This is a genomic window from Ancylobacter sp. VNQ12, assembly GCF_049445835.1.
GTDB lineage: Bacteria > Pseudomonadota > Alphaproteobacteria > Rhizobiales > Xanthobacteraceae > Ancylobacter.
On the sequence record NZ_JBMSDU010000013.1, the window covers coordinates 113,981 to 134,711 of the forward strand.

Annotated in this window: 29 protein-coding genes and 1 tRNA gene; 28 read left to right on the forward strand and 2 right to left on the reverse strand. The window is 64.0% G+C overall.

What is annotated here, in order from left to right; all coding sequences use genetic code 11:
- The first annotated feature begins 33 nt into the window (after positions 1-33).
- From ACO2RV_RS17100 to ACO2RV_RS17205, 22 genes are all read left to right on the forward strand, one after another.
- Positions 34-480 carry a hypothetical protein gene (locus tag ACO2RV_RS17100; protein ID WP_423295126.1) on the forward strand — a complete coding sequence of 149 codons (447 nt, stop codon included), beginning with the start codon at positions 34-36 and terminating at the stop codon, positions 478-480.
- A gap of 2 nt (positions 481-482) precedes the next feature.
- A complete protein-coding gene (locus ACO2RV_RS17105; protein ID WP_423295129.1) occupies positions 483-1,004 on the forward strand; it encodes a DnaT-like ssDNA-binding protein in 522 nt (173 codons plus the stop codon).
- Positions 1,004-1,381 carry a head-tail joining protein gene (locus tag ACO2RV_RS17110; protein ID WP_423295131.1) on the forward strand — a complete coding sequence of 126 codons (378 nt, stop codon included), beginning with the start codon at positions 1,004-1,006 and terminating at the stop codon, positions 1,379-1,381. Before ACO2RV_RS17105 ends, ACO2RV_RS17110 begins: the two co-directional genes overlap by 1 nt.
- Complete coding sequence (locus ACO2RV_RS17115) at positions 1,381-2,400, forward strand: phage minor head protein (protein WP_423295133.1); 1,020 nt, start codon at positions 1,381-1,383, stop codon at positions 2,398-2,400. The genes ACO2RV_RS17110 and ACO2RV_RS17115 overlap by 1 nt, the downstream gene beginning before the upstream one ends.
- Entirely contained in the window at positions 2,400-2,831 is a 432-nt protein-coding gene (locus ACO2RV_RS17120) for an HK97 gp10 family phage protein (RefSeq protein WP_423295136.1), read from the forward strand. The genes ACO2RV_RS17115 and ACO2RV_RS17120 overlap by 1 nt, the downstream gene beginning before the upstream one ends.
- A gap of 198 nt (positions 2,832-3,029) precedes the next feature.
- On the forward strand, positions 3,030-3,449 hold the full coding sequence (locus ACO2RV_RS17125; RefSeq protein WP_423295138.1) for a phage tail terminator-like protein: 420 nt from the start codon (positions 3,030-3,032) through the stop codon (positions 3,447-3,449).
- 18 nt (positions 3,450-3,467) lie between these two features.
- A complete protein-coding gene (locus ACO2RV_RS17130) occupies positions 3,468-3,953 on the forward strand; it encodes a hypothetical protein (RefSeq protein WP_423295140.1) in 486 nt (161 codons plus the stop codon).
- A gap of 5 nt (positions 3,954-3,958) precedes the next feature.
- Complete coding sequence (locus ACO2RV_RS17135; protein ID WP_423295142.1) at positions 3,959-4,345, forward strand: hypothetical protein; 387 nt, start codon at positions 3,959-3,961, stop codon at positions 4,343-4,345.
- Positions 4,346-4,350: 5 nt separating this feature from the next.
- Positions 4,351-4,698 carry a phage tail assembly chaperone gene (locus ACO2RV_RS17140; RefSeq protein WP_423295144.1) on the forward strand — a complete coding sequence of 116 codons (348 nt, stop codon included), beginning with the start codon at positions 4,351-4,353 and terminating at the stop codon, positions 4,696-4,698.
- On the forward strand, positions 4,691-6,823 hold the full coding sequence (locus ACO2RV_RS17145; RefSeq protein WP_423295146.1) for a phage tail tape-measure protein: 2,133 nt from the start codon (positions 4,691-4,693) through the stop codon (positions 6,821-6,823). The genes ACO2RV_RS17140 and ACO2RV_RS17145 overlap by 8 nt, the downstream gene beginning before the upstream one ends.
- Entirely contained in the window at positions 6,823-7,389 is a 567-nt protein-coding gene (locus tag ACO2RV_RS17150) for a hypothetical protein (RefSeq protein ID WP_423295148.1), read from the forward strand. Before ACO2RV_RS17145 ends, ACO2RV_RS17150 begins: the two co-directional genes overlap by 1 nt.
- Before the next feature lie 45 nt (positions 7,390-7,434).
- Positions 7,435-7,815 (forward strand): DUF6950 family protein, encoded by a 381-nt coding sequence (locus ACO2RV_RS17155; protein WP_423295150.1) that lies wholly within the window; start codon positions 7,435-7,437, stop codon positions 7,813-7,815.
- Between the two features lie 157 nt (positions 7,816-7,972).
- Positions 7,973-9,553 carry a hypothetical protein gene (locus ACO2RV_RS17160; RefSeq protein ID WP_423295152.1) on the forward strand — a complete coding sequence of 527 codons (1,581 nt, stop codon included), beginning with the start codon at positions 7,973-7,975 and terminating at the stop codon, positions 9,551-9,553.
- A 12-nt stretch (positions 9,554-9,565) separates the two neighbouring features.
- Positions 9,566-10,210 (forward strand): hypothetical protein, encoded by a 645-nt coding sequence (locus ACO2RV_RS17165; RefSeq protein ID WP_423295154.1) that lies wholly within the window; start codon positions 9,566-9,568, stop codon positions 10,208-10,210.
- A 14-nt stretch (positions 10,211-10,224) separates the two neighbouring features.
- Positions 10,225-12,303: a hypothetical protein gene (locus ACO2RV_RS17170; RefSeq protein WP_423295156.1), complete on the forward strand. Its 2,079-nt coding sequence runs from the start codon at positions 10,225-10,227 to the stop codon at positions 12,301-12,303.
- 67 nt (positions 12,304-12,370) lie between these two features.
- Positions 12,371-12,736, forward strand: a complete 366-nt coding sequence (locus ACO2RV_RS17175; protein WP_423295158.1) for a hypothetical protein — start codon at positions 12,371-12,373, stop codon at positions 12,734-12,736.
- Positions 12,729-14,870 carry a hypothetical protein gene (locus ACO2RV_RS17180; RefSeq protein WP_423295160.1) on the forward strand — a complete coding sequence of 714 codons (2,142 nt, stop codon included), beginning with the start codon at positions 12,729-12,731 and terminating at the stop codon, positions 14,868-14,870. Before ACO2RV_RS17175 ends, ACO2RV_RS17180 begins: the two co-directional genes overlap by 8 nt.
- A gap of 16 nt (positions 14,871-14,886) precedes the next feature.
- Positions 14,887-15,057, forward strand: a complete 171-nt coding sequence (locus ACO2RV_RS17185) for a hypothetical protein (RefSeq protein WP_423295162.1) — start codon at positions 14,887-14,889, stop codon at positions 15,055-15,057.
- Between the two features lie 28 nt (positions 15,058-15,085).
- On the forward strand, positions 15,086-15,754 hold the full coding sequence (locus ACO2RV_RS17190; RefSeq protein ID WP_423295164.1) for a lysozyme: 669 nt from the start codon (positions 15,086-15,088) through the stop codon (positions 15,752-15,754).
- Positions 15,751-16,083 carry a hypothetical protein gene (locus ACO2RV_RS17195; RefSeq protein WP_423295166.1) on the forward strand — a complete coding sequence of 111 codons (333 nt, stop codon included), beginning with the start codon at positions 15,751-15,753 and terminating at the stop codon, positions 16,081-16,083. The genes ACO2RV_RS17190 and ACO2RV_RS17195 overlap by 4 nt, the downstream gene beginning before the upstream one ends.
- Before the next feature lie 114 nt (positions 16,084-16,197).
- Positions 16,198-16,467, forward strand: coding sequence for a hypothetical protein (locus ACO2RV_RS17200; RefSeq protein ID WP_423295168.1), 270 nt, complete (start codon positions 16,198-16,200; stop codon positions 16,465-16,467).
- A complete protein-coding gene (locus ACO2RV_RS17205; protein WP_423295171.1) occupies positions 16,445-16,654 on the forward strand; it encodes a hypothetical protein in 210 nt (69 codons plus the stop codon). The genes ACO2RV_RS17200 and ACO2RV_RS17205 overlap by 23 nt, the downstream gene beginning before the upstream one ends.
- A 36-nt stretch (positions 16,655-16,690) precedes the next feature.
- Here the strand turns inward: ACO2RV_RS17205 and ACO2RV_RS17210 are convergent, their stop codons facing one another.
- Positions 16,691-17,170 carry an Arc family DNA-binding protein gene (locus tag ACO2RV_RS17210; protein WP_423295173.1) on the reverse strand — a complete coding sequence of 160 codons (480 nt, stop codon included), beginning with the start codon at positions 17,168-17,170 and terminating at the stop codon, positions 16,691-16,693.
- A 117-nt stretch (positions 17,171-17,287) separates the two neighbouring features.
- Here ACO2RV_RS17210 and ACO2RV_RS17215 point away from each other — a divergent pair, with 117 nt between their 5' ends.
- From ACO2RV_RS17215 to ACO2RV_RS17235, 5 genes are all read left to right on the forward strand, one after another.
- Complete coding sequence (locus ACO2RV_RS17215; RefSeq protein WP_423295188.1) at positions 17,288-17,521, forward strand: Arc family DNA-binding protein; 234 nt, start codon at positions 17,288-17,290, stop codon at positions 17,519-17,521.
- On the forward strand, positions 17,508-18,284 hold the full coding sequence (locus tag ACO2RV_RS17220) for a hypothetical protein (RefSeq protein ID WP_423295175.1): 777 nt from the start codon (positions 17,508-17,510) through the stop codon (positions 18,282-18,284). Before ACO2RV_RS17215 ends, ACO2RV_RS17220 begins: the two co-directional genes overlap by 14 nt.
- Entirely contained in the window at positions 18,284-18,451 is a 168-nt protein-coding gene (locus tag ACO2RV_RS17225; protein ID WP_423295177.1) for a hypothetical protein, read from the forward strand. The genes ACO2RV_RS17220 and ACO2RV_RS17225 overlap by 1 nt, the downstream gene beginning before the upstream one ends.
- Positions 18,451-18,753 carry a hypothetical protein gene (locus ACO2RV_RS17230; protein ID WP_423295179.1) on the forward strand — a complete coding sequence of 101 codons (303 nt, stop codon included), beginning with the start codon at positions 18,451-18,453 and terminating at the stop codon, positions 18,751-18,753. Before ACO2RV_RS17225 ends, ACO2RV_RS17230 begins: the two co-directional genes overlap by 1 nt.
- A 98-nt stretch (positions 18,754-18,851) precedes the next feature.
- Positions 18,852-19,088 (forward strand): hypothetical protein, encoded by a 237-nt coding sequence (locus ACO2RV_RS17235; RefSeq protein ID WP_423295181.1) that lies wholly within the window; start codon positions 18,852-18,854, stop codon positions 19,086-19,088.
- Between the two features lie 298 nt (positions 19,089-19,386).
- Here ACO2RV_RS17235 and ACO2RV_RS17240 read toward each other — a convergent pair whose 3' ends face one another.
- Positions 19,387-19,881: a hypothetical protein gene (locus ACO2RV_RS17240; RefSeq protein ID WP_423295182.1), complete on the reverse strand. Its 495-nt coding sequence runs from the start codon at positions 19,879-19,881 to the stop codon at positions 19,387-19,389.
- A gap of 579 nt (positions 19,882-20,460) precedes the next feature.
- On the opposite strand from ACO2RV_RS17240, the gene ACO2RV_RS17245 reads away from it, so the two are divergent.
- Positions 20,461-20,550 (forward strand) — tRNA-Ser (locus ACO2RV_RS17245).
- Positions 20,551-20,731: the final 181 nt, after the last annotated feature.

The following is a 20,731-nucleotide window of genomic DNA, read 5'->3' on the forward strand; positions in this document are numbered from 1 at the left end:
CGGCCCCGTCACAAAGCTCATTCGGAGGTCACCATGGAACCCGCGAAGACCATCAGCGTCGTCTGCCCCGAGAACGTCCGGGCCGGCTACAAGAACATCCCGCTCGCCGAGTTCGACCCGGCGGTGCATGTGCCGTTCGACCGCGAGACGGGTAAGCCCGGCCTGCGCGCCGATGGTCCGACCGTCGCCGAGTATGTCGCTGCGGGCTACCTGGCCAGCGCGTACCCCCCGGACGGCTATGCATCGCGCAGCACCGACGAGGAGATCGCAGCCGCCGTCGCAGCCCAGCAGGACAACGGTGGGGCGAATGCGACTGTGATCGACATCCCCGCCGACTGGCAGACGCTGCACTGGAAACAGCGCGTGGCCCTCGCGGAGAAGCTGAACGGCGATGCTGCGCTCTCGCCCGACGAAGGCCAGACGCAGGGCGACGCGGCGGATGCCGTGATCGTGGCGGAAGTCGCGCGCCGGGCGGGATGACCATGGCCTTGATCGTCGAGGACGGCACCGGCAAGGCGGATGCTGAGAGCTATGTCTCGGTGTCCGACTGCGCTGCCTATGCTCTGGCGCATGGCTGGGCGTTCGATCCGGAGCCTGAATACGCGGCGGAGCAGGCCTTGCGGCGCGCGACGACCTGGATCGATGCGACCTATCGCAGCCGGTTCACCGGGCGCCGGACCAATGGCCGCAAGCAGGCGCTGGAATGGCCGCGGGTCGATGCGCACGACAAGCAGTGCCCGCCTGACTACATCGAAAGCGACGAGGTCCCGCAGGAGATCGTTGACGCCTGCTGCGAGGCGGCGATTCGGGAGAGGGCTGAGCCGGGCCTGCTCTCTCCAGATCTAGAACGTGGCGGCGATGTACGGAGGCTGAAGGCTGGCAGCGTCGAGGTCGAGTTCGGTGCCAGCGCGTCGGTCGGCACCAAGTTCAGCGCCATCGATAATGTGCTGGTGGGGTTGCTGACGGCTTACAGCCCATACTCAGGCCGGGCTGTGAGGGCGTGATGGTCAAGATGCTCGACGGTGGCCTTGCCAAGATCCTCGGCAAGGCGCTGGCGCCGATCTTCTTCGATGCGACGCTGTCGCGCGATGCGCCCTCCGCCGGCCCGAATGCTTGGACGCCAGGCGAGCCGACAACGACCTCCTATCCCTGCAAGGCGATCCATGAGGAATGGGGCGCCTCCTACCGATCCGGCGGCCTCGTGCTGGCCGGCGAGCGGAAGGTGCTGATCCTCGCGGCCACGCTCTCCGTGACGCCGGCTCCCGGCGACCGCATCACGATCCGGGGCGAGACGTTCACCGTGGCCACGGAAGGCGCTGGGCAGCCGGCAGTGTCCAGCGACCCGGCTCTCGCGACGTGGGTTCTGAGGGCAGCGACCTGATGGCGCCGAACCGCGACCCGTTCGACGTGCTGACGGAGCTCTGGGAGCCGCGCATCCGAGACGCCTTCCTGGAGGCCATCCGGTCGATCGGCAACAAGGTTTCGCTTCAGGCGCTCATTGAGCGCTTGGAGTTGCGCGACATCGACGGCGCCTTGCGCATCGTCGGGCTCGATCCGAACGACTTCGTCGAGCTGACGAACCGGATTGCTGAGACCTATGGGCAGGGCGGAAAGTCCTTCATCGGGCAGATACCCGCGGCTCGCGCGCTCGACGGCGCCGTGATCAAGGTGCTGTTCGATATCCGCAACCCGAGCGCCGAGAGGTGGATTGTCGAGCGGTCGTCGATGCTGGTTACGGAGATCGTGGGTGATCAGCAGGCTTCGATACGCGCTCACCTTATTGCTGGCCTTAGCGCTGGTCAAAATCCTCGGTCGACTGCTCTCGACCTCGTTGGGCGCATCTCTCGCGCGACGGGCACGCGTGAGGGTGGCGTCATCGGCCTCACATCGACCCAGGCAGCGTGGGGACGCTCCTATGCCGCCGAGCTTGCCAGCGGCGACCCGGCGCAGCTCCGCAAGGCGTTAGAGCGTGGCCTGCGCGACAAGCGCTTCGACCGCACCGTCGCTAAGGCAATCCGCGATGGCGAGCCGATCCCTGCCGATATGCGCGCCAAGATGGTGAGCGCATATAGGAACAAGTCGCTTCGCTACCGCGCCGAGACCATCGCGCGGAACGAGACGATCCGTGCGCTGGGCGCTGCACAGGTTGAAGCCTATGAGCAAGCGATCACGCGGCGACAGATCACCGTCGAGCAGATCACGAAGTTCTGGCGGACGATGGACGATACCCGCGTCCGCCCGACGCACCGGATGATCCCCGGCCTGAACAAGGAAGGCCGTGGGTGGCGGGAGCCTTTCCAGACGCCTTCCGGGCCGTCGATGCACGCGCCGCACGACCACGATGTGCTGTGCCGCTGCCGTGAGGTCGTGAGGCTGAACTATTTCAAGGGCCTGCGCTGATGGCGCTCTCCTTCGCCGCCCAGGTCGACGCATGGACGAAGAAGTCCAAGCGCCGAATGACCGCCGTGCTGCACAAGGCGGCGGAGAAGGTGGCGGATGAGGTCATTGACCGATCGCCGGTCGACACCGGGTTCCTTCGCCATTCGTTCCAGGCATCGGGCGAGATGATGCCGGTGCTGCGCGCGGGGAATCGGCCTCCATCGTCGGCGGGGCCGAACAGCTATGGGTTCGACACCGGCCCGATCAATCTCGTCGTACAGGGCATCCCGCTCGGCAAGCCGATCTATCTGGCCTTCACGGCTGACTATGCCGCGTTCGTCGAATACGGCGCCAACGGGCGCGCCGGCGTCGGCATGGTGCGGCTGGCAGCCCAGAACTGGCCGCAGATCGTCAACGCCGCCGTTGCCGAGGCGAAGGCGGCTGTGAAGTAGGAGGCGGCTCGCTGGCCTCTGCCGCCGCCAACAGGCCGATCTGAAGCAGGCACAGCATCTTCTCGGCGGCGCGTAGGGCCGTCTCGGCGCGCGCGGTCTCGCCCGATCCCGTCGAGATCAGGTCGGCGGCCTTCACAAGCAGTTCATGGGCTTCGTTGTCGGTTAGCGGCCGCTGCGGCATTCGCACAGGATAAACGCATGTCGACGGCGCCGGAAGCGATCATTCAAGACCTGCTGTTCGGGCATCTCGCCACGCTCACGCCCTCGCCGGCATGGCCTGTCGACTTCCCCGACACCGAGTTCTCGCCGCCGTCGGATGGCCGATGGCTTGAGGCCCGGCTGATCCGCAACGCGAACGGCAACCTGTTCCTCGCCAACGATGACGAGACGCGGCATCTGGGCCTTCTCCAGGTGTCCGTGATGTCGCCGATCAAGCGCGGCTCGCCCTTCGCGATGGAGATCGCGGGGGCCGTTGTCGACCACTTCTCGAAGGGCACGAGGCTGTTCGCCGGCACCTTCGCTGTCCGCGTCTACGAAAAGCCGTCCGTCGCCCAGACCTATCGGGATGGCGCTTACCTGCGCACGCCGGTGACGGTGCGCTGGCAAACCTTCATCTGACCCTCGGAGATCATCACCATGGTTGCGAAGCCCGACACCTTTGCCGGCGCGAAGCTGTTCATCTGTTCGACGGCCCAGACCGCGCTCCCTCTCGATGCTACCGCGTTCGCCGCGCTGACCTATGTCCAGGTCAAGAAGGTCGGGCAGGTCAGCGATATGGGCACCGATACCAACGTCGTGTCCTATGACACCCTCGACACCGATGTGACGCAGAAGGGCAAGGGCGTCACCAACGGCGGCGACTGGTCGGTGCAGCTGGCCCGCCTGTTCGACGATGCCGGTCAGGTCGCGCTTCGCGCCGCGGCGCTTACCGGTCACGACTACGCCTTCAAGCTGGAGCTCGATGATGCCCCGTCGGCGCTCTACTCGAACACGATCATCTACAACTGCGGCTTGGTGAACGGCCCGCGCCGGCCAGGCGGCGGCGTCGAGGACTTCGTGCTCGAGGAGTTCACGCTGGCGATGAACCAGCGCGACGTCATCGTTGATCCGGCGCTGGACTGACGATCATGGATCTGCTGTCCATCAAGCCGAACACGATCACCGTCGACATCAAGCACCCGGCCACCGGCAAGCCCATCGGCCTATCCGTGGATTGCGTTTCCATGGAGAGCGACGAGGTCAAGGCGGTCGAGCGCCAGATCAAGAACAAGGCACTGCGCTCCGGTAGGAACGCCGTTACCGCCGAGAAGATCGACGAGAACACCGTGTCCATCCTCTCGGCCGCCATCGTCGGCTGGTCGTGGACCGGAGAGGCAACCCTCGGCGGCGAGAAGAACCCGGCTCTCACGGCCGCGAACAAGGCCAAGCTGCTGTCCATCGCCTGGATCGCGAAGCAGATCGATACCGCGCTCGGCGACGAAACGGCTTTTTTCACGAGCTCGGAGAACGGCTAGCCGAGGTGGTCTCGCTCACCGTCCGGTACGACACACCGGACGAGAAGGGCGAGACGCGGCGCCAGCGCAATATCCGGTTCGACGAGGGGGAGAAGAACCCCGACATCGAGATCCCGGACGGTGCTGAGCACATCCTCGGCTGGTTCTGGGATCTGTCGTCCGCACGATCCCACGGCTTCTCCGGGCCGAACCCTCTAAGCCTTTCCGACATTGCGGCATGGTCGCGCCTGATGGGCGAGATCGTCAGTCGCGAGGAAATCGCCATTCTCCGAGCGATGGATACGGCATTCGTTGCGGCCATAACCGCAGAGCAATCCGCCCAGATGGAACGAAACAGGTCGCGCAATGGCTGACGTCGCTACGCTTGGGCTGGAGATCGACAGCGCGCCGGTTGAGAAGGGTGCGAAGTCGCTCGACAGGCTGACCAATGCCGCCGGCCGGGCGGAGGCGGCTGCGGATGGCATGTCGTCGTCCTATGCTAACGCTGGCAAGCGGGTCGTCAGTGCCGCTGATGCCGCCGAGGCGGCCCTGAACGGACAGGCGAACGCTGCGAACCGTGCGGCGGCCGCAATGCGGGCGGCAGGGGCGGCGGCGAACGACAACACCTATCGTGCCGGTGCCCACAACGTCGCGAACATCGCCGCCCAGTTCCAGGACGTGGCGGTGTCGGCAGCCATGGGCATGAGCGCCTTGCAGGTCGGCCTACAGCAGGGCACCCAGCTTGCCGCCGCAGGGCTATCGGTTCAGGCGCTTGGGCAGGCCCTTGTGTCGGTCCTGTCGCCCGCGAGCCTGTTGACCATCGCCATCGTCAGCCTTGTCGCCGCCGGCATCCAGATGGTCGATTGGGCGAAGGTCGGCGCCGCGGCGCTGCGTGGCCTCGCCTCTGTCCTGCCCACGATCGCGCCCTATGCGGCCGGCGCTGCGGCGGCGCTGGCGCTGCTCTACGCGCCAACGATCCTCTCAGGCATCAGCGCCGTCACAATGGGCATCTTGCGGCTGGCGGCTTCGGCTGCGACGCTCACGGCGGCCTTCGCGCTGGCGAATCCGTTCACGGCCATCGTGGCAGGCGCCGCGATCGCGCTGACGGCGGCCTATGCCTTCCGGGACGACCTCGCGAAAATCCTCGGCGTCGACATCTACAGCTACGCGAAGACGGGCGCGAACCTCGTTATCGGCGCCTTCGTGGCGGCCTTTCAGGACATCAAGTTCGTCTGGAGCAACTTCCCGGCGCTGATCGGAAACAGCGTCATCGGCGCGTCGAACGCGGTCATCTCGACGGTCGAGGGCATGATCAACCGCGCCATCGGACTGATCAATCAACTGGTCGACAATGCCAATTCGGCTCTGGCGAAACTCCCTGGCGGCGTTCAACTCGGCCGGCTCGGCAATGTGAGCATGGGGCAGGTCGCCAACCCGCTCGCAGGGCAGATCGAGGGCGCAATCGCTGGGCGGAACGCCGCCATACAGTCGGCCATGTCGACCGACTACCTCGGCGGCATCGGCAGTTCGATCGCCACCGGCGCCGCTGCCGGCGTGACGAAGCTGAAGGAACTCGCCGCCGAGCTGACCAAGGTCGATGAGAAGGACAAGAAGGGCGGCAAGACCGCAGCCGAGAAGTATGCCGACGTGATCGGCTGGGCGGATCGGCGCATCGCCTCCCTGCAAGCAGAGCAGGCTTCGCTCGGACTCACGGAGGAGGCTGCCGCCCGCCTGCGCTACGAGCAGGACCTGCTCAACCAGGCCGACCGCGCCGACATCACGCTCTCTGCCCAGCAGCGCGCCGAGCTGGCCGGCAAGGCTGCCGAGATGGCGCGGGTGGAGACGACGACCCGGAAGGCAAAGGAGGCAATGGACCTCGCCAAGGACGCCACAAGCGGGTTCCTGTCCGACCTGCGTCAGGGGCTCGTGAATGGCGAGGGTCTCTGGCAGTCGTTCGGAAACGCGGCCCTGAATGTGCTCGACAAGATCGTGAGCAAGGTCGAGGACGAGCTGGTCGATGCTCTGTTCAGCGCCGGCGGGGTGGGTTCCTCTGGGGGCGGCATCGGCGGCATCTTCGGCGGCCTGTTCAAGATGTTCGGGCTCGGCTTTGCCTCCGGCGGCTACACCGGGCGCGGGCCGGCGTCTCGCGCGGCTGGCGTCGTGCATGGCGGCGAGTATGTCTTCTCGAAGCGCGCGACGGATCGGATCGGCGTCGGCAATCTTGAGGCGATGCACCGCAGCGCGAAGGGCTATGCCAGCGGCGGCTATGTCGCGCCGGTGTCGCGCGCGCCGATGTTCCAGCGCATGGCCGGCGCGAGCGCCTCCGCCCCCGGCCCGATCAGCGTCTCGATCGACCTGAAGGGGGCCAACGGCGACAAGACGATTGCGCAGATTGCCCAGGCTGCGACGGCGCAAGGCGTGCAGCAGGCATTGGCCGCCTATGACAAGCGGCTCCTGCCGAACATCCAGACGCAAAGCCGCAGGTTGGATACGCGCTGATGGGCTATCTCTCAGAGACCGCGCGCGCCGCTGCCGAAGGGCGGTCGGTGTGGGCGGTCATCCTTGTCTATCTCGACTTCACGTCGGGGCCGATAAGGCTGTGCCTGTCCGACTGGGAAGTGGTGTCGGCTGGGCAGACCTGGCAGGCGCTTGGCAAGCTCGGCTCCATATCGGCGATCGAGGTCCCGGCCAACGGAACCGCGCCGATCGTGACCCTGACATTGTCCGGTGTAGACCCTGCGCTCGTACCGAAGGCGCTGAACTCCTCGGATGAGGTGAAGGGCCGCGGCGTCGCGATCTATGTGCAGTTCAAGGACAGCAATTTCCAGAACCTCGATAGCCCCTACGCGCTGTTCGTCGGATCCATGGACCAAATGAGCATCAACGGCTCTGGTGTCGATACCAGAACCATCGAGGTAAGCGTCGAGTGGTTGTTTACGCGCCGCGCCATTCCGCCGTTCGCTTACCTCTCTGACCGCGATCAGAAGACGCTATTCCCCGGCGACCGAGGCCTAGAATTCATGCCTTCGATGCAGTCGAAGACCATCGAGTGGCCGATTTACTGATACCGACCGCGACATAGGCCGGAAGCCCGCCAAATAGGCCAATACATGAAGCTTGCTGAATTCCTCAGAGATGGCGCTACGCGCCGTTTCGAGTGGGGCGTGTGCGACTGCTGCATATGGGCCTGTTCGTGGGTGCTGGCCCGCCGTGGCGTCGATCCGAGCGCCCCCTGGCGCGGCCGGTACAAGACTGCGCGCGGCGCTATGCGTCACGTCCGCAAGGGCGGCGATTTCGTGGACGTGGTCAGCCGCGCCATGGCCGATGCTGGGCTAGTTGAAACCGTGTATCCGCAGATCGGGGACGTCGGCGTGGTGCTGACGCCGCTGGGCGCCTCACTGGCGGTGCGGACCTATACGGGTTGGGCCGGAAAGTCTGAGCGCGGCGTTGTCGTCGCCCCGTATGCGCTCGTCAAAGCATGGACGGTTTGAATTGCCCCCTGTTTTTGTCCCACTTTTTGCGGCCGTTCTGCCCGCAGTCGGGCCTATCGCGCTTTCTGGCGCTGGTGCTGGCATTGCCACTACCACATTTGCCGTTGCCAACGTCCTGGCCTATGCCGCAACCACTGCAATCTCCGTTGGACTGTCGGTGCTGCTCACTCCGGACAAGCCCAAGGGCGATCCGCGGCAGCTGACCGTAAAGCAGTCCCTTCCGGCGCGGACGCGTTCCTATGGCCGCGTCAAGGTGAGCGGCGCCTTTGCGTTCATCCAGACCTATGCCGGCAACCTCTACGAGATCGTCATCCATGGCGAAGGGCCGTGGGATGCCATCGAGGAGTGGTGGCTGAACGACAAGAACGCCGCCCCTGTATCTGGCGTCGTCAGCACGGCCCCATGGACTGGGTTCATTCGTTTCGAGAGTTTCCTCGGGACCGACAGCCAGCCGGCATCGTCTCTTCTGACCGGCACGTTCCCGGCGTGGACCGCTGATCACCGGCTGCGCGGCCTAGCCTATTCCGTGGTGTGGCTATCTGCCGTCGCCGAGGACAAGTTCTCCAAGACCTATCCCAACGGCTCCCCCGCCGTCCGCGTCGTTGCCCGCACATCGAAGGTCTACGACCCGCGCACAGCCGTGACGGCGTTCAGCGAGAATGCGGCGCTCTGCATCCGCGACTACCTCACGCACTCGCGCGGTTTCAACATCAGCTCGGCGTTGATCGACGACACGACGTTCTCCGCCTTCGCCAATGTGTGTGATGAGGCGGTGGCGCTTGCGGCCGGCGGGACGGAGCCCCGATACCGCGTGGCATTCACCTACGACATGGTGACGGAGCCGCGGGAAGTCCTGCGGCAGCTACTCCAGAGCTGCGACGCCGAGCTTTACCCGACGCCGGACGGCAAGGTCGGCATTCGCGGCGGGAAATGGACTGCTCCGACGGTGACGATCGGCCCGGAGCACATCCGGGCCTTCCACTATGTCCAAGGCAATGATCGGCTCGCAGCGTTCAACCGTCTGAAGCTGACCTTCACGTTCCGCGCCGCCGACTACCAGCCGTTCGAATGCGACCCTTGGGAGGACCTGGCGAGCCAGGCGGAGGTGGGCGTTCTCCAGCAGGACCTGACGCTCACTCAGGTGCCGAGCTACACGCAGGCCCGGCGGCTGGGGAAGATATTCAGCCACAAGAGCAACCCGCGGCATCGCCTTGAACTGCAGGTCGATGCAAAGGCGCTCGACGCGTTGGGTGAGCGCACCGTGCACGTCACGCTCCCGGAGCTCGAAATCGACGAGGATTTCTTCGTCGAGAAGTTTGAGCTTCAGGGCGACTTCTCCGGCGGTACGCTGACGCTCGCCTCTCTGTCGTCCGATGCCTACGCGTGGACGACAGCGGAAGAAGGTACGGAGCCTGTTGCGCCCACCGACGCCGCGATCACCGTCACGCCGCCGACGCCGACCGGGCTAGCGTTGAGCATCTCCACCGTCGGCGGTATCCGCATACTCGGGCACGTTGACCCGCTTGTCGGCACCCCTTGGGGCACCGCGGGCCGATACCGGATCGTTGGGGCGACGGACTGGATCAACATGGGCCACGACGGCGATTGGTCGTTCAAGTCCGACTACGTCGATGGCGCCACTGACTACGAGGTCCAGGCCGCGCACACCGGCTACGGCGGGATCAATTCGGGGCAGGTCGGGGCGTGGACCGCGAGCTCCTTCATATCGACTGCCTGACAAGGAGCATCGATGACCATTCAATGGCCCGAGGCCCTTAAGCCGCGGTCGATGTCGCATGAGTTGCGCAGCTTCGTGCTTTCCGGCGGACGGTCGATCGCCGGTACAGAGCAGCGTGTTTTCGCAGGCGTTGGCCGATGGGAGATCACTTACGAGGTCCCCGTTCACACACGGGCTCAAGCCCTGGCGTGGCGCGCCTTGTTGGCCCGCCTCCGCGCCGGAGAGGACGTGTCTGCGAAGGTGTTTGACATGTGGCGCGCCGTCGGAAGCAGCGATTCCGCCACAGTGACCGCAGCGGCAAGCAAGGGTGCAACCGTCATCGCAGTCGACCCGGCCGGCGCGACGGTTGAGCCGGGACTGCATTTCTCGATCTCCGGCCGCCTCTACCGGATCTTGGATATTCAGGTGGATGAAGGCGGCGACTGGGAGGATGGCGAAGGATGGTCCGACGCCGAGGCGTGGCCGGATGAAGACTTCGGCGATGGAATCTCGCTGCGCATCCTTCCCCCGCTGCGTGCGGCCGTAGCGGCCTCGCAGCCTGTGAGTTTTAGCGACCTTCGGTGTCTCTGCGTGATTGGCGACATGCAGGGCGGCGACCTCGATCTCGATCTTGGCCGCTTCGCAACCCCGACCATCACGCTCGTCGAAGCGCTCTGATCTCCGAGGACAATATGGCCATTTCCCCCCTGCCGGGCAGCACTTCGCATGGCGCTGTGCGAAGCACGACGAACCAGCTTGTCGACGTCGCCAACAACTCGGTGCGCGCACAGGTGGCCTCCCCCGAGAGACCGGGCGATGCGCCGTTTCTCTGGACGGATACGAATGCCGGCGGCCTGCCGGAGGACTTGCCAGGCCTCTCCGCCGACGTGCTCGACACCAACGGGCGTGTCATCCGGATCAATGGCAGCGGCGTGCGCTCGCCGCGGCGCTACTGGGCGCTTGAGCCTGGCCGGATGTACCGCGTGCGCTGGGTGGTGCAGCGCCGCGCAAACAGCCCTGATCCCGCGAATGACACCGTGCGCATCGCCATTGGCTGGTACAATGCCGGCTATGCCGTGATCAGCGGAACGGTCGTCACCGACCTCAACGACCTCGTCACAGCCGACAATCGAACCGAGGTGACGGCTACGCTGGGCGTCGCGGCAGACGCCGCCGTCCAGTTCGTGGCGCCGGCCGGTGCTCGGTTCTTCCGCCCTTATGTCAGCGCGTTCGGCGTCGGGCCGTCGACCGACATCGAAGTGATCGAGATCACCGACATCACCGGCCTGACCGTGTGGTCGCCTGATGTGAGCGCCTTCGATGCGCGACTGACATCCCTTGAGTCCGCTGGGCTCCCCGAGAGGGTAGAGGTGATCGAGGAAAGCCTCGACGCGCCGGGGGTAAAGACCTTCATCACTCAGCCGGATGCCCAGGCGGCATCGGTCCCGAGCTCGGTCAACATCCTGCGCATCTTCGCGAAGACGCTGCCGGAATTCCCGGTCGACGCGCTCTATCGGCTGACGGCCAGCAGCGATTACGATCTCCAGTCGACGGACGGCAAGAAATGGGAGGTCATCGGCCCCCGGTACGACCTTGCCGCTTTCGGGGTCAATGGCGGGAACGACCCCACGGACGACGCGAAGATCCTGCGAGCCTTCGATCGCGTCCGTCTTGGGGGAGCGCTGGAAATCCCGGCTGCGTCTTTTCGGGCGCCTCCGGGCGGAATTACCCGCAGCGACATCTATGTCAGAGGCTCCGGCGTGCCACAGGTCTCAGCGGACGGCAGTTGGCTCCTCGGCGGCAGCCGCTGGCTTGGTCGCTTCGCTATCGACGGCGACAATCTTGTACTGGATGACTTCGGGGCCGATGCTGGCGCGGGTGTGCTCGGGGCGGCGGCGGCTACGGACGCGATCAACGTTCGTGCTGTGGATAATTTCACGGCCGGCACGATCCGGAAAAACATCCGGGCCCGGAACCTCTTTGGCCTGTGCAAGGACAATACTTCGCCCACCCATGGCATCCTCATCGAGGGCATCCAAGTCGCCGATGTCGAGGGAATGGCGACCTATCGCGGTCTCTTCGGGACCGTGGTCAAGGGCCAGAACTGCACCGTAACCAACACGAGGGCCTATGAGTACGGCCAGGCTGGTCTGACGATCAAGTCTGACCATTATGCGCCGTGCAGCGTCATCGATATCGTGGGCGTGAGAGGCAATACGTCCGCTGCCAATGCCGACGGCCTCCTTGCCGTCCACGCCGCGACCCAGAGTCTTTCGCGCTGGACCGCCCGCGGCATCAACGCCCTTGGCGGCCGCCGTGCGGTGATCCTGATCGGCGCTCCGCGCCCCTCGGGTGCTTCCACGCCCTATGATCCCGGCCCGCCGGAAGTGGCGGGAACCTTCCCGTATTGTGCCCTGTCGGACTTCGTCATCTCCGATGTCACGGCGCAGCAGTTCAGCTTCCGAGGGTTCGAAACCTCCGGTGCGCTCTTCAACGGGCGCATCAGCGGGTTGAACCTCAAGACCACGATTGGCACAGGCACGATCGGTCTGCTTACCGACCCGCAGACACTCGATCTCGACATTGAGAACGTGACGTTCAACGGCCCGAGCTTCAACGCGGCCGCCATCAGCCTCGGCGGGTTCTACCGGGCGCGGAACATCACCTCGATGGTCGGTTCCATGGGCACTCCGAACGGCATCAACCAGGCCTACCTCTCAGGCGATGCGCATGTGTCGGTGGTCAGCCCCTATTACGGCACCCTGAGCTGATCCACGCCGCCATAGCGTCCCTCTGCGCCCGCCTCTTCGGCGGGTTTTTTCATGTCCGGAGCCCTCCATGGCCGCGACCATCAACTTCGCCCTCGACCGAGGCGCGAGTCAGCCGCCTATTGTCTTCAAGCTGCCCTACGATTTCACCGGCTCGATCTTCGAGATGAAGGTGCAGCGATCAGGTGGAGAGACGTTCCTGCTCTCCACCGAGGACGGTAGCCTTGGCATGGCTGTCGAGACTGGCGTCTCGGTCGTCCGCGACGGCATCAAAACCAGCGGCGACTTCACCACGATCACCTGGGCGTACACGCCCGCCCAATCCCGTCTCATCATCAAAGCCGAATACGAGCTCGAGCAGACCGACGCCTTCGGCGAACAGGTCGTCTGGGCGCGCGGCTCTATCTCCGGCATCGGGGGCCTCAACAATGACTGACGCGACACCCATCCGCCCGACGGTGATCGAGGTTGTGAAGCAAGGGCCGGCCGGGCCGGCGATCGGTGATTGGCGCGGCGCGTGGGTGGCAGGCACCTACCGACGCCGGTCCCTTGTCGAGAAGGACGGGTCTACCTGGTTGGCTCTTCGGGACACGTCTGGCGTGCCAGGCGTTAGTGCCGATTGGGACCTGGTCGTATCTCCCCCCGATGCAACCGAGGCCGCGGTTGATGCCCGCGATGCGGCGCTCATTGCAAAAGCCGGCGCAGAGGCTGCGCGTGGCGGCGCCGAAGCGGCGCAGGCAGGTGCCGAGGACGCGCGAGGGGGCGCCGAGGACGCCCGCGACGCTGCTCTTGAGGCTCGCGACGACGCCTTCCAGGCGATTGTCAATCCGGGCGTCTATTATGACACCCTTTCCGAGCTTGAGGCCGATCTTGCTCATCCCGACGGCACGATGGGCGTGGTTGATGACGACGGTGTTGCGTCGGGCATTTACCGTAAGGCAGGGGCACTCGGCTCCGGGTCGTGGGTCAAGAAGTCTGACGACACCATCCAGGGCAGCGCTGACCGGGTTGCTGCCATCCGCTCCGACCTCGCATCCACCTCCGATTCGGAGAAGGGGGCGGCGTTGTTGGCGTACAACCCCCGTCTCCCTTACCCCGAAGAAAGTGCAGGCAAGCGACTGAGCGACCACGGCCTGTCGGTCTATAACTTTGGTTATCGGGACGGAGACGACATCGCCGTAGCAATCAATCTAGCGATAAACGAGGGGCGGGATCGCGGCGTAACCTACCCTATTATCCTCCCGTCGAGTGGACTGCATACGATTGGCAGCACCATTATCCCCCGCAGTTATTACCCAATTCGGGGTATGGGGGCGGGGCTCACAAAGCTGGTTGTCGAAACGGACACCCCCTATGCGCAAACGCCTGGGACTGCTCTAGCCCATGCCGGGTTAACAGGAGCGACTATCTCTGCCGCGTCTGGGCATTCAGATGCCGTTGTGCTGGGTTTGACGTCGGCTGTTTGGAACGACTTTAGCAAGCTGCGCTTCGACGGATTTTCTGCGGGGAAAATATTGCAGGTACGGGGCGCCTTGATAACTGACGGGGACGAAACCGTAAGCCCAATGACAACGCATAACACTGTCTGGAATACATTCCGCGACTGGATGGTTATCGGATGCACAAAGGGCCTAGACCTTTTTGGCAAGTACGGCAGCACCCCAACGGGGGGTGGGCCGGCAAATAGTGCGAACATTCCAGAATGTGTGCTGTCGAAGAATGTCTACGACAATCTCACCTTCTGGGGTGTTTCGGAAACAGCGATCGATATTTTTGGGGCGTGCGACCATGAAGTTTGGGGCCATATCTCCATTCACTTGGCGGCGGATAACGCCGTTGGTGTAAGTATTGGTTCGGACCCCGTGCATACTGGCAACAACTACGCCAATAACCACGAGTTCCCGGAACTGGTGTTCTCTAAATCCGGGGCGCAAACGGGCCTTAAAGGCGTCGTCGTCCCCGGGTGGTCATTCGGTAATGCCGCTGACATAAAGTCGGACATTGGAAGCGGGTTTACTCCATATCAAGTCACGCCCGCCTCCCAGAGCCACCAATTCACGATCCGCACAGTTTCCCCCGTAATGTACGGCCTTACTCGCGTGATTACGGAGAGCCGCGACTATTTCGCCGGTGGGGCGGATGGTGGCACCCTAATGAGGCTCTCAGCCAACCTGTCCATCACAACAAGCGGTACTGAACAGATTGTTGATTGGAGCTTCCAAGATTCGGACACCTTCGACATGTGGGTGGTCGGCGCCCCATCTCGGATCACGATCCCGTCGAACTGGCCTGCTGGAACACTGGTCGAGATTACCGCTGGCGCGGTGTGGGCTGCCAATGCGACTGGCGTACGCCAGATCCGGGTTCTGAAAAATGGCGCTACGCTAGCGGGACAGCCGTCCAGCCTTGAGTCGTCGGCGGGGGCCGTTTACCAGCACAAGCAGGTTATCACCACAACCATAGCCGTTTCTCCCAGCGATTACCTTACGGTTGGCGTCCTACAGACTTCCGGCGGGGCGCTGGATTTGGTCGCTGACGGTTCGACGTTCTTCCACGTCCGGAGGTTATAGTCGCCCCACGACGCTCATGCTTTGGGTGTGCCTCGCCGCGCGCCCTGATGCCTACCGGGTCGAGCGCATCCCGACCGAGGCGCGGCTTCCCGTCGAGTGCTTCGGCGCCGCGAACGAATGGGCGGTCGCGCACCCCTCGGTGATCGTGCGCCGCTTCCGCTGCGGGCCTATTGAGCACGCGGCCTGATCCTTCCTGACAATCTGGAGAACATCACATGGCGCGTACCGTCACGCCGGAAATCGTCGCGCATGTGAAGCGCTTCGAGGGCTGCAAGCTTTTCGCCTATCCCGATCCCGGTTCGGTGAACGGCGAGCCGTGGACTATCGGCTATGGCCACACGTCCGATTCCTTCCTGAAAGTGAGGAAGGGGATGACGATCACGCAGGCGCAGGCCGATGCAGCGCTAGAGCACGATTTGAACGAGGTAGCCGATGCCGTCGAACGGCTGGTCAAGGTGCACCTCACGGACAACCAGTTCGGCGCGCTGGTCAGCTTCGCGTTCAACGTGGGAAACAAGGCGTTCGCCAACTCCTCGCTCCTGAAGAAGCTGAACGCCGGCAACTATGATGCGGTGCCGGCGGAGCTCGCCCGCTGGAACAAGAACGACGGCAAGGTCATGAAGGGCCTGACCAACCGCCGCGCCGCTGAGGCCGGCCTATGGGCGAAGGGTTCGTTCGTGGCGTCCAACACGGTTGAGGCGGCGCCGGGGAACCCGATCAAGGATCTGACGAAGCCTGAGACGATAACGGCCGCTGGCGGCCTTCTCAGCGGTGCGGCGGCCCTCGCGACGGGGAGCCCGGCTATTCAGATCGCGGTCGGCATCTGCCTCGTGGTCGCGGTCGGCGTCATCGCCTTCCTCGTGATCCGCAAGGCCACGCGATGAACTGGCTTCTCGACCTCATCCCCTGGTGGGCGTGGGTGGTCGCGGCTGTCGTTGCTCTCGCTGCCACCTACCAACTCTGGCTCCCGCTTTGGGGCCGTCTCCCATCTCTGTTCAAGGCCGCGCTGATCACCATCGGCGCCGCCTTCATCGCCTATATCGCCGGCCGTAACAAAGGGGCTGCCGGCGCCCTCCAGCGCGCCAAGGACAAGGAGCAAGCCCGTGCAGATGATATCCTCAAGCGCGGGGCTGAGGCTCGCGCTCGCTCTGACCGCGACGCTGGCGACGGCAGCTTGCTCGACGACGACGGGTGGCGGCGGAAAGACGGGTAGCGCTGTCTGCTTCGTGCTCCAGCCCGTCAGGTGGTCGGCAAGCGACACCCCTGAGACGATACGTCAGGTGAAGGCTAACAACGCGGTCGGCCGCGAAGTGTGCGGGTGGCGTTGATGACTGACATGCCGCGCCCGACTGAAAGCCGCGCCCCAAGATTCGACCCGACAATCAACCTCGGGCACGTCATCACCATGGGGTCCGTCTTGGCGACGATGATCGCCGGCTATGCGACACTGAATGCCCGCATGGGCGTCGTCGAAGCGCAGATCACGACGATGACGACGCTGATGGAGCGATCAATCCGAGCGGATGAACAGCTCCAGACGATGCGCACCACAGTCGACAAATTGGAAGATCGACTTGAGCGCGTCGAGCAAAAGTGACCGCGCCGCCTACGACGCGCCGACCGGCCGGCTGCTGATCCGCTTCGGATCCATCGACGGAATCGGCACGCTGGAGGACTGGGAGGAGTTCATCCGCTTCGCGCAACGGGAAATGCTCCGAGTGCGCATGCGAGCCTATGAGGGGGATGACTGGGAACTCTCGCCCGAGCCGATCAACGAGTTCTGACATTGCCCGGCTGGCACGCGAGGTGAAGCGTTCGTGTCAGTCTGGATCGCCGGACTTGGGCTTCGGGGGGGTATGCAGGAAGCCGTGGCCGAAGCGGCGACGAACGTTCCCGCGGGCTTTCTCAGGCTCGCTCGGGTCGGTACGAATGAAGGATGGCAGGTTGTCGCTGGGAGGGGTCTCGTGGGGAGCGGCGCCGGCCTTGGATAGGCGGGCTCTGAGATCGGCCTCATAGCGATCGTTGATCGCCCGGACCTCTTCAAGGATCCGCTGATAGCGCTCGTCCATGTCCTTCAGGAGCAGGGCAACGTTGTCCTCGTAGGGATAGGGCTCATCGGGATGGGCACCCTCTACCGGCAAGTAGTCGTCCATCTCCAACGTGGTTTGCAGGCGAAAGATAATCTCCGCATTGAGCGACCGGCCGTTTTCGGCCGCCTCTTTCTTGAGGCGGTCGCGCATCCCGTCCGGGAAGCGCAGCATATATTGGTCTTTCCATGCGCGGCTGCTGTCGTCTGCCATTCCTATCCAATGGATGCGTTTTGTCGTTGACGCAACCCTATCCTCTGGGTATGTTTAAATCATACCCGTTGGATAGGAGGCGAAATGGCAGAGCGTAGAACTAACAACGCGGGCTTTATGCTCCGCTTACCCGAGTGGCTTCGAGACGTCGTGAAGGCGCGCGCCGCTGAAAGCGAGCGCAACATGAACGCGGAAATTATCTTCCAGTTGAAGCGCGCTTACGGCGCGGCGGCGACGACGGGGGCCAGCTTGCAGGCAGACACCCCCGTCGTCGCTCAGAACACCGCCGCCTTGCAGGGCGGCGACATCATCAACCTCAGTGCTAAGGACACCGAGAATGACGACCAATGATATCGCCCTGAACGTCGATCAGCGCAACATCTCCATTACGGAAATCGAGAACGAGCCGCGCGCCCGAGATCTGGACATTGGCAAGCGGCTCGGGCTCGCGCGCCCCCGCGTCATCCGCGAACTCATCGCCCGCAATCGGCAAGAGATCGAAGGCTTCGGTCCACTCGCCGTGCGGCACGGCGAGTCGCGCGGGCAGGAGTTCACCGAGTACTGGCTGACAGAGGAGCAGGCGCTTCTCGTGGCCACTCTCTCGAGCGCGCCGAACGCCGCCGCTGTGCGTGCCATGCTGATCCGCGCTTTCGTCGCGTGGCGCCGTGGGCACCTCGGCGGGACGGCGAGTCTGGCGCCCGAAGTTCTGGAGATGATCCGCCGTGACGACGGCATCTCGCGGATGTTGGCCCGCAAGGTCACGGCGCTCGAAGGCCGGATCGACAACCTGCTGGTGAGCGTCAACGCGCGGGTGGCGGCGCTGGAATATGTCAGCGTGCGCGAGCTGCTGGAGGAGGCGAAGGCGATCCAGAAGGGGCGCCGGGGCCTGAACCGCAAGGTCGGGCACGAGCTCAAGAACCGGGCGCTTCTCGCCGGCTATCCTGCGCCGTGCCGCCGCTGCCCGCATTCGGGCGTATGGCTGTTCCAGCGCGACTTCGCGTCCCTCTACATGAAGGAGTCCGGCGCGGCGCTCGTCGCCGACCACAACGCCCGGCAGCGCGGACAGGGCAACCTGTTCGTGATCCCGGCCAAGGGCGGGGAGGCTCGGGTCTGATGAACCAGCACCCCGCACCACGCCGCCGCCCCGAAGACGCGGCGACCATCGCGCTGATGTTGATCAAGGCATCGGCGCTCCCGCCTGCCGGCTCTGCCGCTGTCGTCTCCACGCCGCGTCTTCCGGTTCTCGCCGGTGGCGCCGCTGCCGAGCGGGAGGCGGTCTAATGGAGACGGACAACACGCCGACCCGCCGGGGCTTCCTCGGTCAGGCGGTCGCCCTGTCTGCGTCAGCCGGCGCGGCCACCCTCGGCGTGCGCATCCTGACGCCCCACGAGCGCATCGACTCCGCAATTGAGGAGATCGAGCGCGCCTTGGCGGAACTCTACCCCGACACGACGATCCAGCGCCGGGGCGAAATGCGGAAGGCGCGCGGGACCATCATCATCGGGGCTCACCCCGACCCGGAAACGCGCATCCGCTACTTCTACGACGACGGGCTGCCGCTGTTCGCCGATCCGTCGACCTGACGAACACTTGAACACGGCACTGCGCCCCGCTGCCCTCACGGGTGGCGGGGCTCTTTTTGCGTTTATGGCGCTATGATCCGGCCATGGAATCACGATCGATGAACGGCACCTTGGGCGAGTGCCTCGATAACGGCTACGGCATCCGGGCTACATGCACCGAGTGTTGGCACGGCGCGCGGCTCGATCTGGAGGCGTTGGCCGCCAAGCTCGGCCGGGACCATGGGGCGCTACGCGATGACCTGGTGCCGAAGCTCCGCTGCACGCAATGCGGCGGCAAGCGCATCGGCCTGACGATCATCCCGCCCAACACGCCGCGGATATGGACGCAGGGCTAGGGCGGCATAAGGGCCGAAGGGACGTGACACTTTCCGCTTTTTTCGCACACGCTGCGCCCGTTGAAAATGTCACGCGCTGCTGATTTCTCGGTTGTTCGTCCGGCCTGTCACGCCGGAGGTCGCGGGTTCGAGCCCCGTCACTCCCGCCATTCAATTCAATGGCTTGCGTAAATCTCCATTCTGAATCAGTAATGCTTGACCGGCCCGGGTCGTGGCAGTTTGCGCCAGATTTTTCTGGCGCTGCAACGGATGGTCGCGCGATCAGCCAACCCTATACCGGTCGATCTCCCGCCTGCCGTCAGATGTGGACCCAGGGTCGATTGTGCGGGTCTTCCGCATGGCCCGCAAAGGGGACAAACAGGTTCTCGTAGCGGAAATCATTCTTGTTTGACACGAGGTCGTCGCGCACGAAGAAGGCGTTGACGCCATTTGCAAACACCAAGGTGTAAAATTTCGCCTTGGCTATCTTGTCGAGTGCCAGCAGCGATGCGCCATGATAGCGCGTCTTGTCCCAGACATGATGTACATCGAATGGGATGGTTACAGATTGGTCGGCGGGAATGCTTCCATTGTATTCGATGATCAGAACCTTCGGCCGCGGGATTAGCGAGAGCCACACCCACAGCTCCTGACCATCTATATCGATGGACATAAAATCGAGGTCGTCCGGCAAAGCGTATTTCTGATATAAATGGTTGATATTCAGCGGGGTGATGAACTCACGCGAAACGCCCAAATGCGCCGGGTGATCATTTCCATCCAGGAAGACACCCGACCATCCCTGTTCGCGCAAGAGAACGAAGTTACCTTCGAGGCCGGACTCGGGGGGGCGTGTTCCACGCCGGCCCGATGCCAAACTCGAAAAAGGTTCCTTTCGTGACGCTCAAACACGAGGCGAGCTTTTCTATGATGCCGTCCTCTCCGAACTGAGAACGAACCTTACGCTCGAAGGCCTTCAGGTTTGGCTCAATGTGTTTGGCGCGCTGCCGACGGCCAAATATGCGGTTCCAGACATTGGACATGACGTGCCATTCGGTTCGTTCCACCCTCTCGACGGAATTACCACAACAACCAAGTCTGTCCCATGCGCCTCGTCCGTCGGCCGGCTGCGACCTGCGGCTGGCGCGTCGCATGACAACATTTCGCAGAATGTTCATGGCGCGCGTTGCCGGGGTCGATCGTCCGCCAGCGTAACTGGCGCGGCAGGAATTCAGGGGAGCCCGTCACGCGCTTTCACGGAGTTGGAAGGCGGTTGACGCCGCCCTCCAGAACGCCATAAAGCAAGCCGCCATTGTGGAAGGTCAGCACATCGGTTCGCGTTGCGTCCATCCAGCGGCATGCGAGATGAAAATCCAAGAGCTGACAAGCGTTTGGAAGGGTGGCCGAGTGGTTTAAGGCAGCGGTCTTGAAAACCGCCGTGGGTGCAAGCCCACCGTGGGTTCGAATCCCACCTCTTCCGCCATTTCAGTCCCAAACTGGGCACGCCGAGCGTAGCTGTTTTCCCTCCTGAGACGGTAGCCAGCGTTCTGGGCAGGTCTCCTTTCGATCCGATGATGCGGACTTCCTTGGCTCCGACCTCCACCCGCCGAGCCAAGGCGCGTAAATGATCGCGTCGATAGCCGCCACCCTCCATCCGCATGCGC

Bases quoted from the DNA above. Each gene is read 5' to 3' on its own strand.
- ACO2RV_RS17105 (WP_423295129.1), top strand. From the start codon at position 483: ATGGCCTTGATCGTCGAGGACGGCACCGGCAAGGCGGATGCTGAGAGC.
- ACO2RV_RS17115 (WP_423295133.1), top strand. From the start codon at position 1,381: ATGGCGCCGAACCGCGACCCGTTCGACGTGCTGACGGAGCTCTGGGAG.
- ACO2RV_RS17230 (WP_423295179.1), top strand. From the start codon at position 18,451: ATGGAGACGGACAACACGCCGACCCGCCGGGGCTTCCTCGGTCAGGCG.
- ACO2RV_RS17135 (WP_423295142.1), top strand. From the start codon at position 3,959: ATGGATCTGCTGTCCATCAAGCCGAACACGATCACCGTCGACATCAAG.
- ACO2RV_RS17155 (WP_423295150.1), top strand. From the start codon at position 7,435: ATGAAGCTTGCTGAATTCCTCAGAGATGGCGCTACGCGCCGTTTCGAG.
- ACO2RV_RS17110 (WP_423295131.1), top strand. From the start codon at position 1,004: ATGGTCAAGATGCTCGACGGTGGCCTTGCCAAGATCCTCGGCAAGGCG.
- ACO2RV_RS17175 (WP_423295158.1), top strand. From the start codon at position 12,371: ATGGCCGCGACCATCAACTTCGCCCTCGACCGAGGCGCGAGTCAGCCG.
- ACO2RV_RS17130 (WP_423295140.1), top strand. From the start codon at position 3,468: ATGGTTGCGAAGCCCGACACCTTTGCCGGCGCGAAGCTGTTCATCTGT.
- ACO2RV_RS17215 (WP_423295188.1), top strand. From the start codon at position 17,288: ATGCTCCGCTTACCCGAGTGGCTTCGAGACGTCGTGAAGGCGCGCGCC.
- ACO2RV_RS17150 (WP_423295148.1), top strand. From the start codon at position 6,823: ATGGGCTATCTCTCAGAGACCGCGCGCGCCGCTGCCGAAGGGCGGTCG.
- ACO2RV_RS17225 (WP_423295177.1), top strand. From the start codon at position 18,284: ATGAACCAGCACCCCGCACCACGCCGCCGCCCCGAAGACGCGGCGACC.
- ACO2RV_RS17145 (WP_423295146.1), top strand. From the start codon at position 4,691: ATGGCTGACGTCGCTACGCTTGGGCTGGAGATCGACAGCGCGCCGGTT.
- ACO2RV_RS17235 (WP_423295181.1), top strand. From the start codon at position 18,852: ATGAACGGCACCTTGGGCGAGTGCCTCGATAACGGCTACGGCATCCGG.
- ACO2RV_RS17195 (WP_423295166.1), top strand. From the start codon at position 15,751: ATGAACTGGCTTCTCGACCTCATCCCCTGGTGGGCGTGGGTGGTCGCG.
- ACO2RV_RS17165 (WP_423295154.1), top strand. From the start codon at position 9,566: ATGACCATTCAATGGCCCGAGGCCCTTAAGCCGCGGTCGATGTCGCAT.
- ACO2RV_RS17190 (WP_423295164.1), top strand. From the start codon at position 15,086: ATGGCGCGTACCGTCACGCCGGAAATCGTCGCGCATGTGAAGCGCTTC.
- ACO2RV_RS17170 (WP_423295156.1), top strand. From the start codon at position 10,225: ATGGCCATTTCCCCCCTGCCGGGCAGCACTTCGCATGGCGCTGTGCGA.
- ACO2RV_RS17220 (WP_423295175.1), top strand. From the start codon at position 17,508: ATGACGACCAATGATATCGCCCTGAACGTCGATCAGCGCAACATCTCC.
- ACO2RV_RS17125 (WP_423295138.1), top strand. From the start codon at position 3,030: ATGTCGACGGCGCCGGAAGCGATCATTCAAGACCTGCTGTTCGGGCAT.
- ACO2RV_RS17185 (WP_423295162.1), top strand. From the start codon at position 14,887: ATGCTTTGGGTGTGCCTCGCCGCGCGCCCTGATGCCTACCGGGTCGAG.
- ACO2RV_RS17180 (WP_423295160.1), top strand. From the start codon at position 12,729: ATGACTGACGCGACACCCATCCGCCCGACGGTGATCGAGGTTGTGAAG.
- ACO2RV_RS17200 (WP_423295168.1), top strand. From the start codon at position 16,198: ATGACTGACATGCCGCGCCCGACTGAAAGCCGCGCCCCAAGATTCGAC.
- ACO2RV_RS17100 (WP_423295126.1), top strand. From the start codon at position 34: ATGGAACCCGCGAAGACCATCAGCGTCGTCTGCCCCGAGAACGTCCGG.
- ACO2RV_RS17210 (WP_423295173.1), bottom strand. From the start codon at position 17,170: ATGGCAGACGACAGCAGCCGCGCATGGAAAGACCAATATATGCTGCGC.
- ACO2RV_RS17120 (WP_423295136.1), top strand. From the start codon at position 2,400: ATGGCGCTCTCCTTCGCCGCCCAGGTCGACGCATGGACGAAGAAGTCC.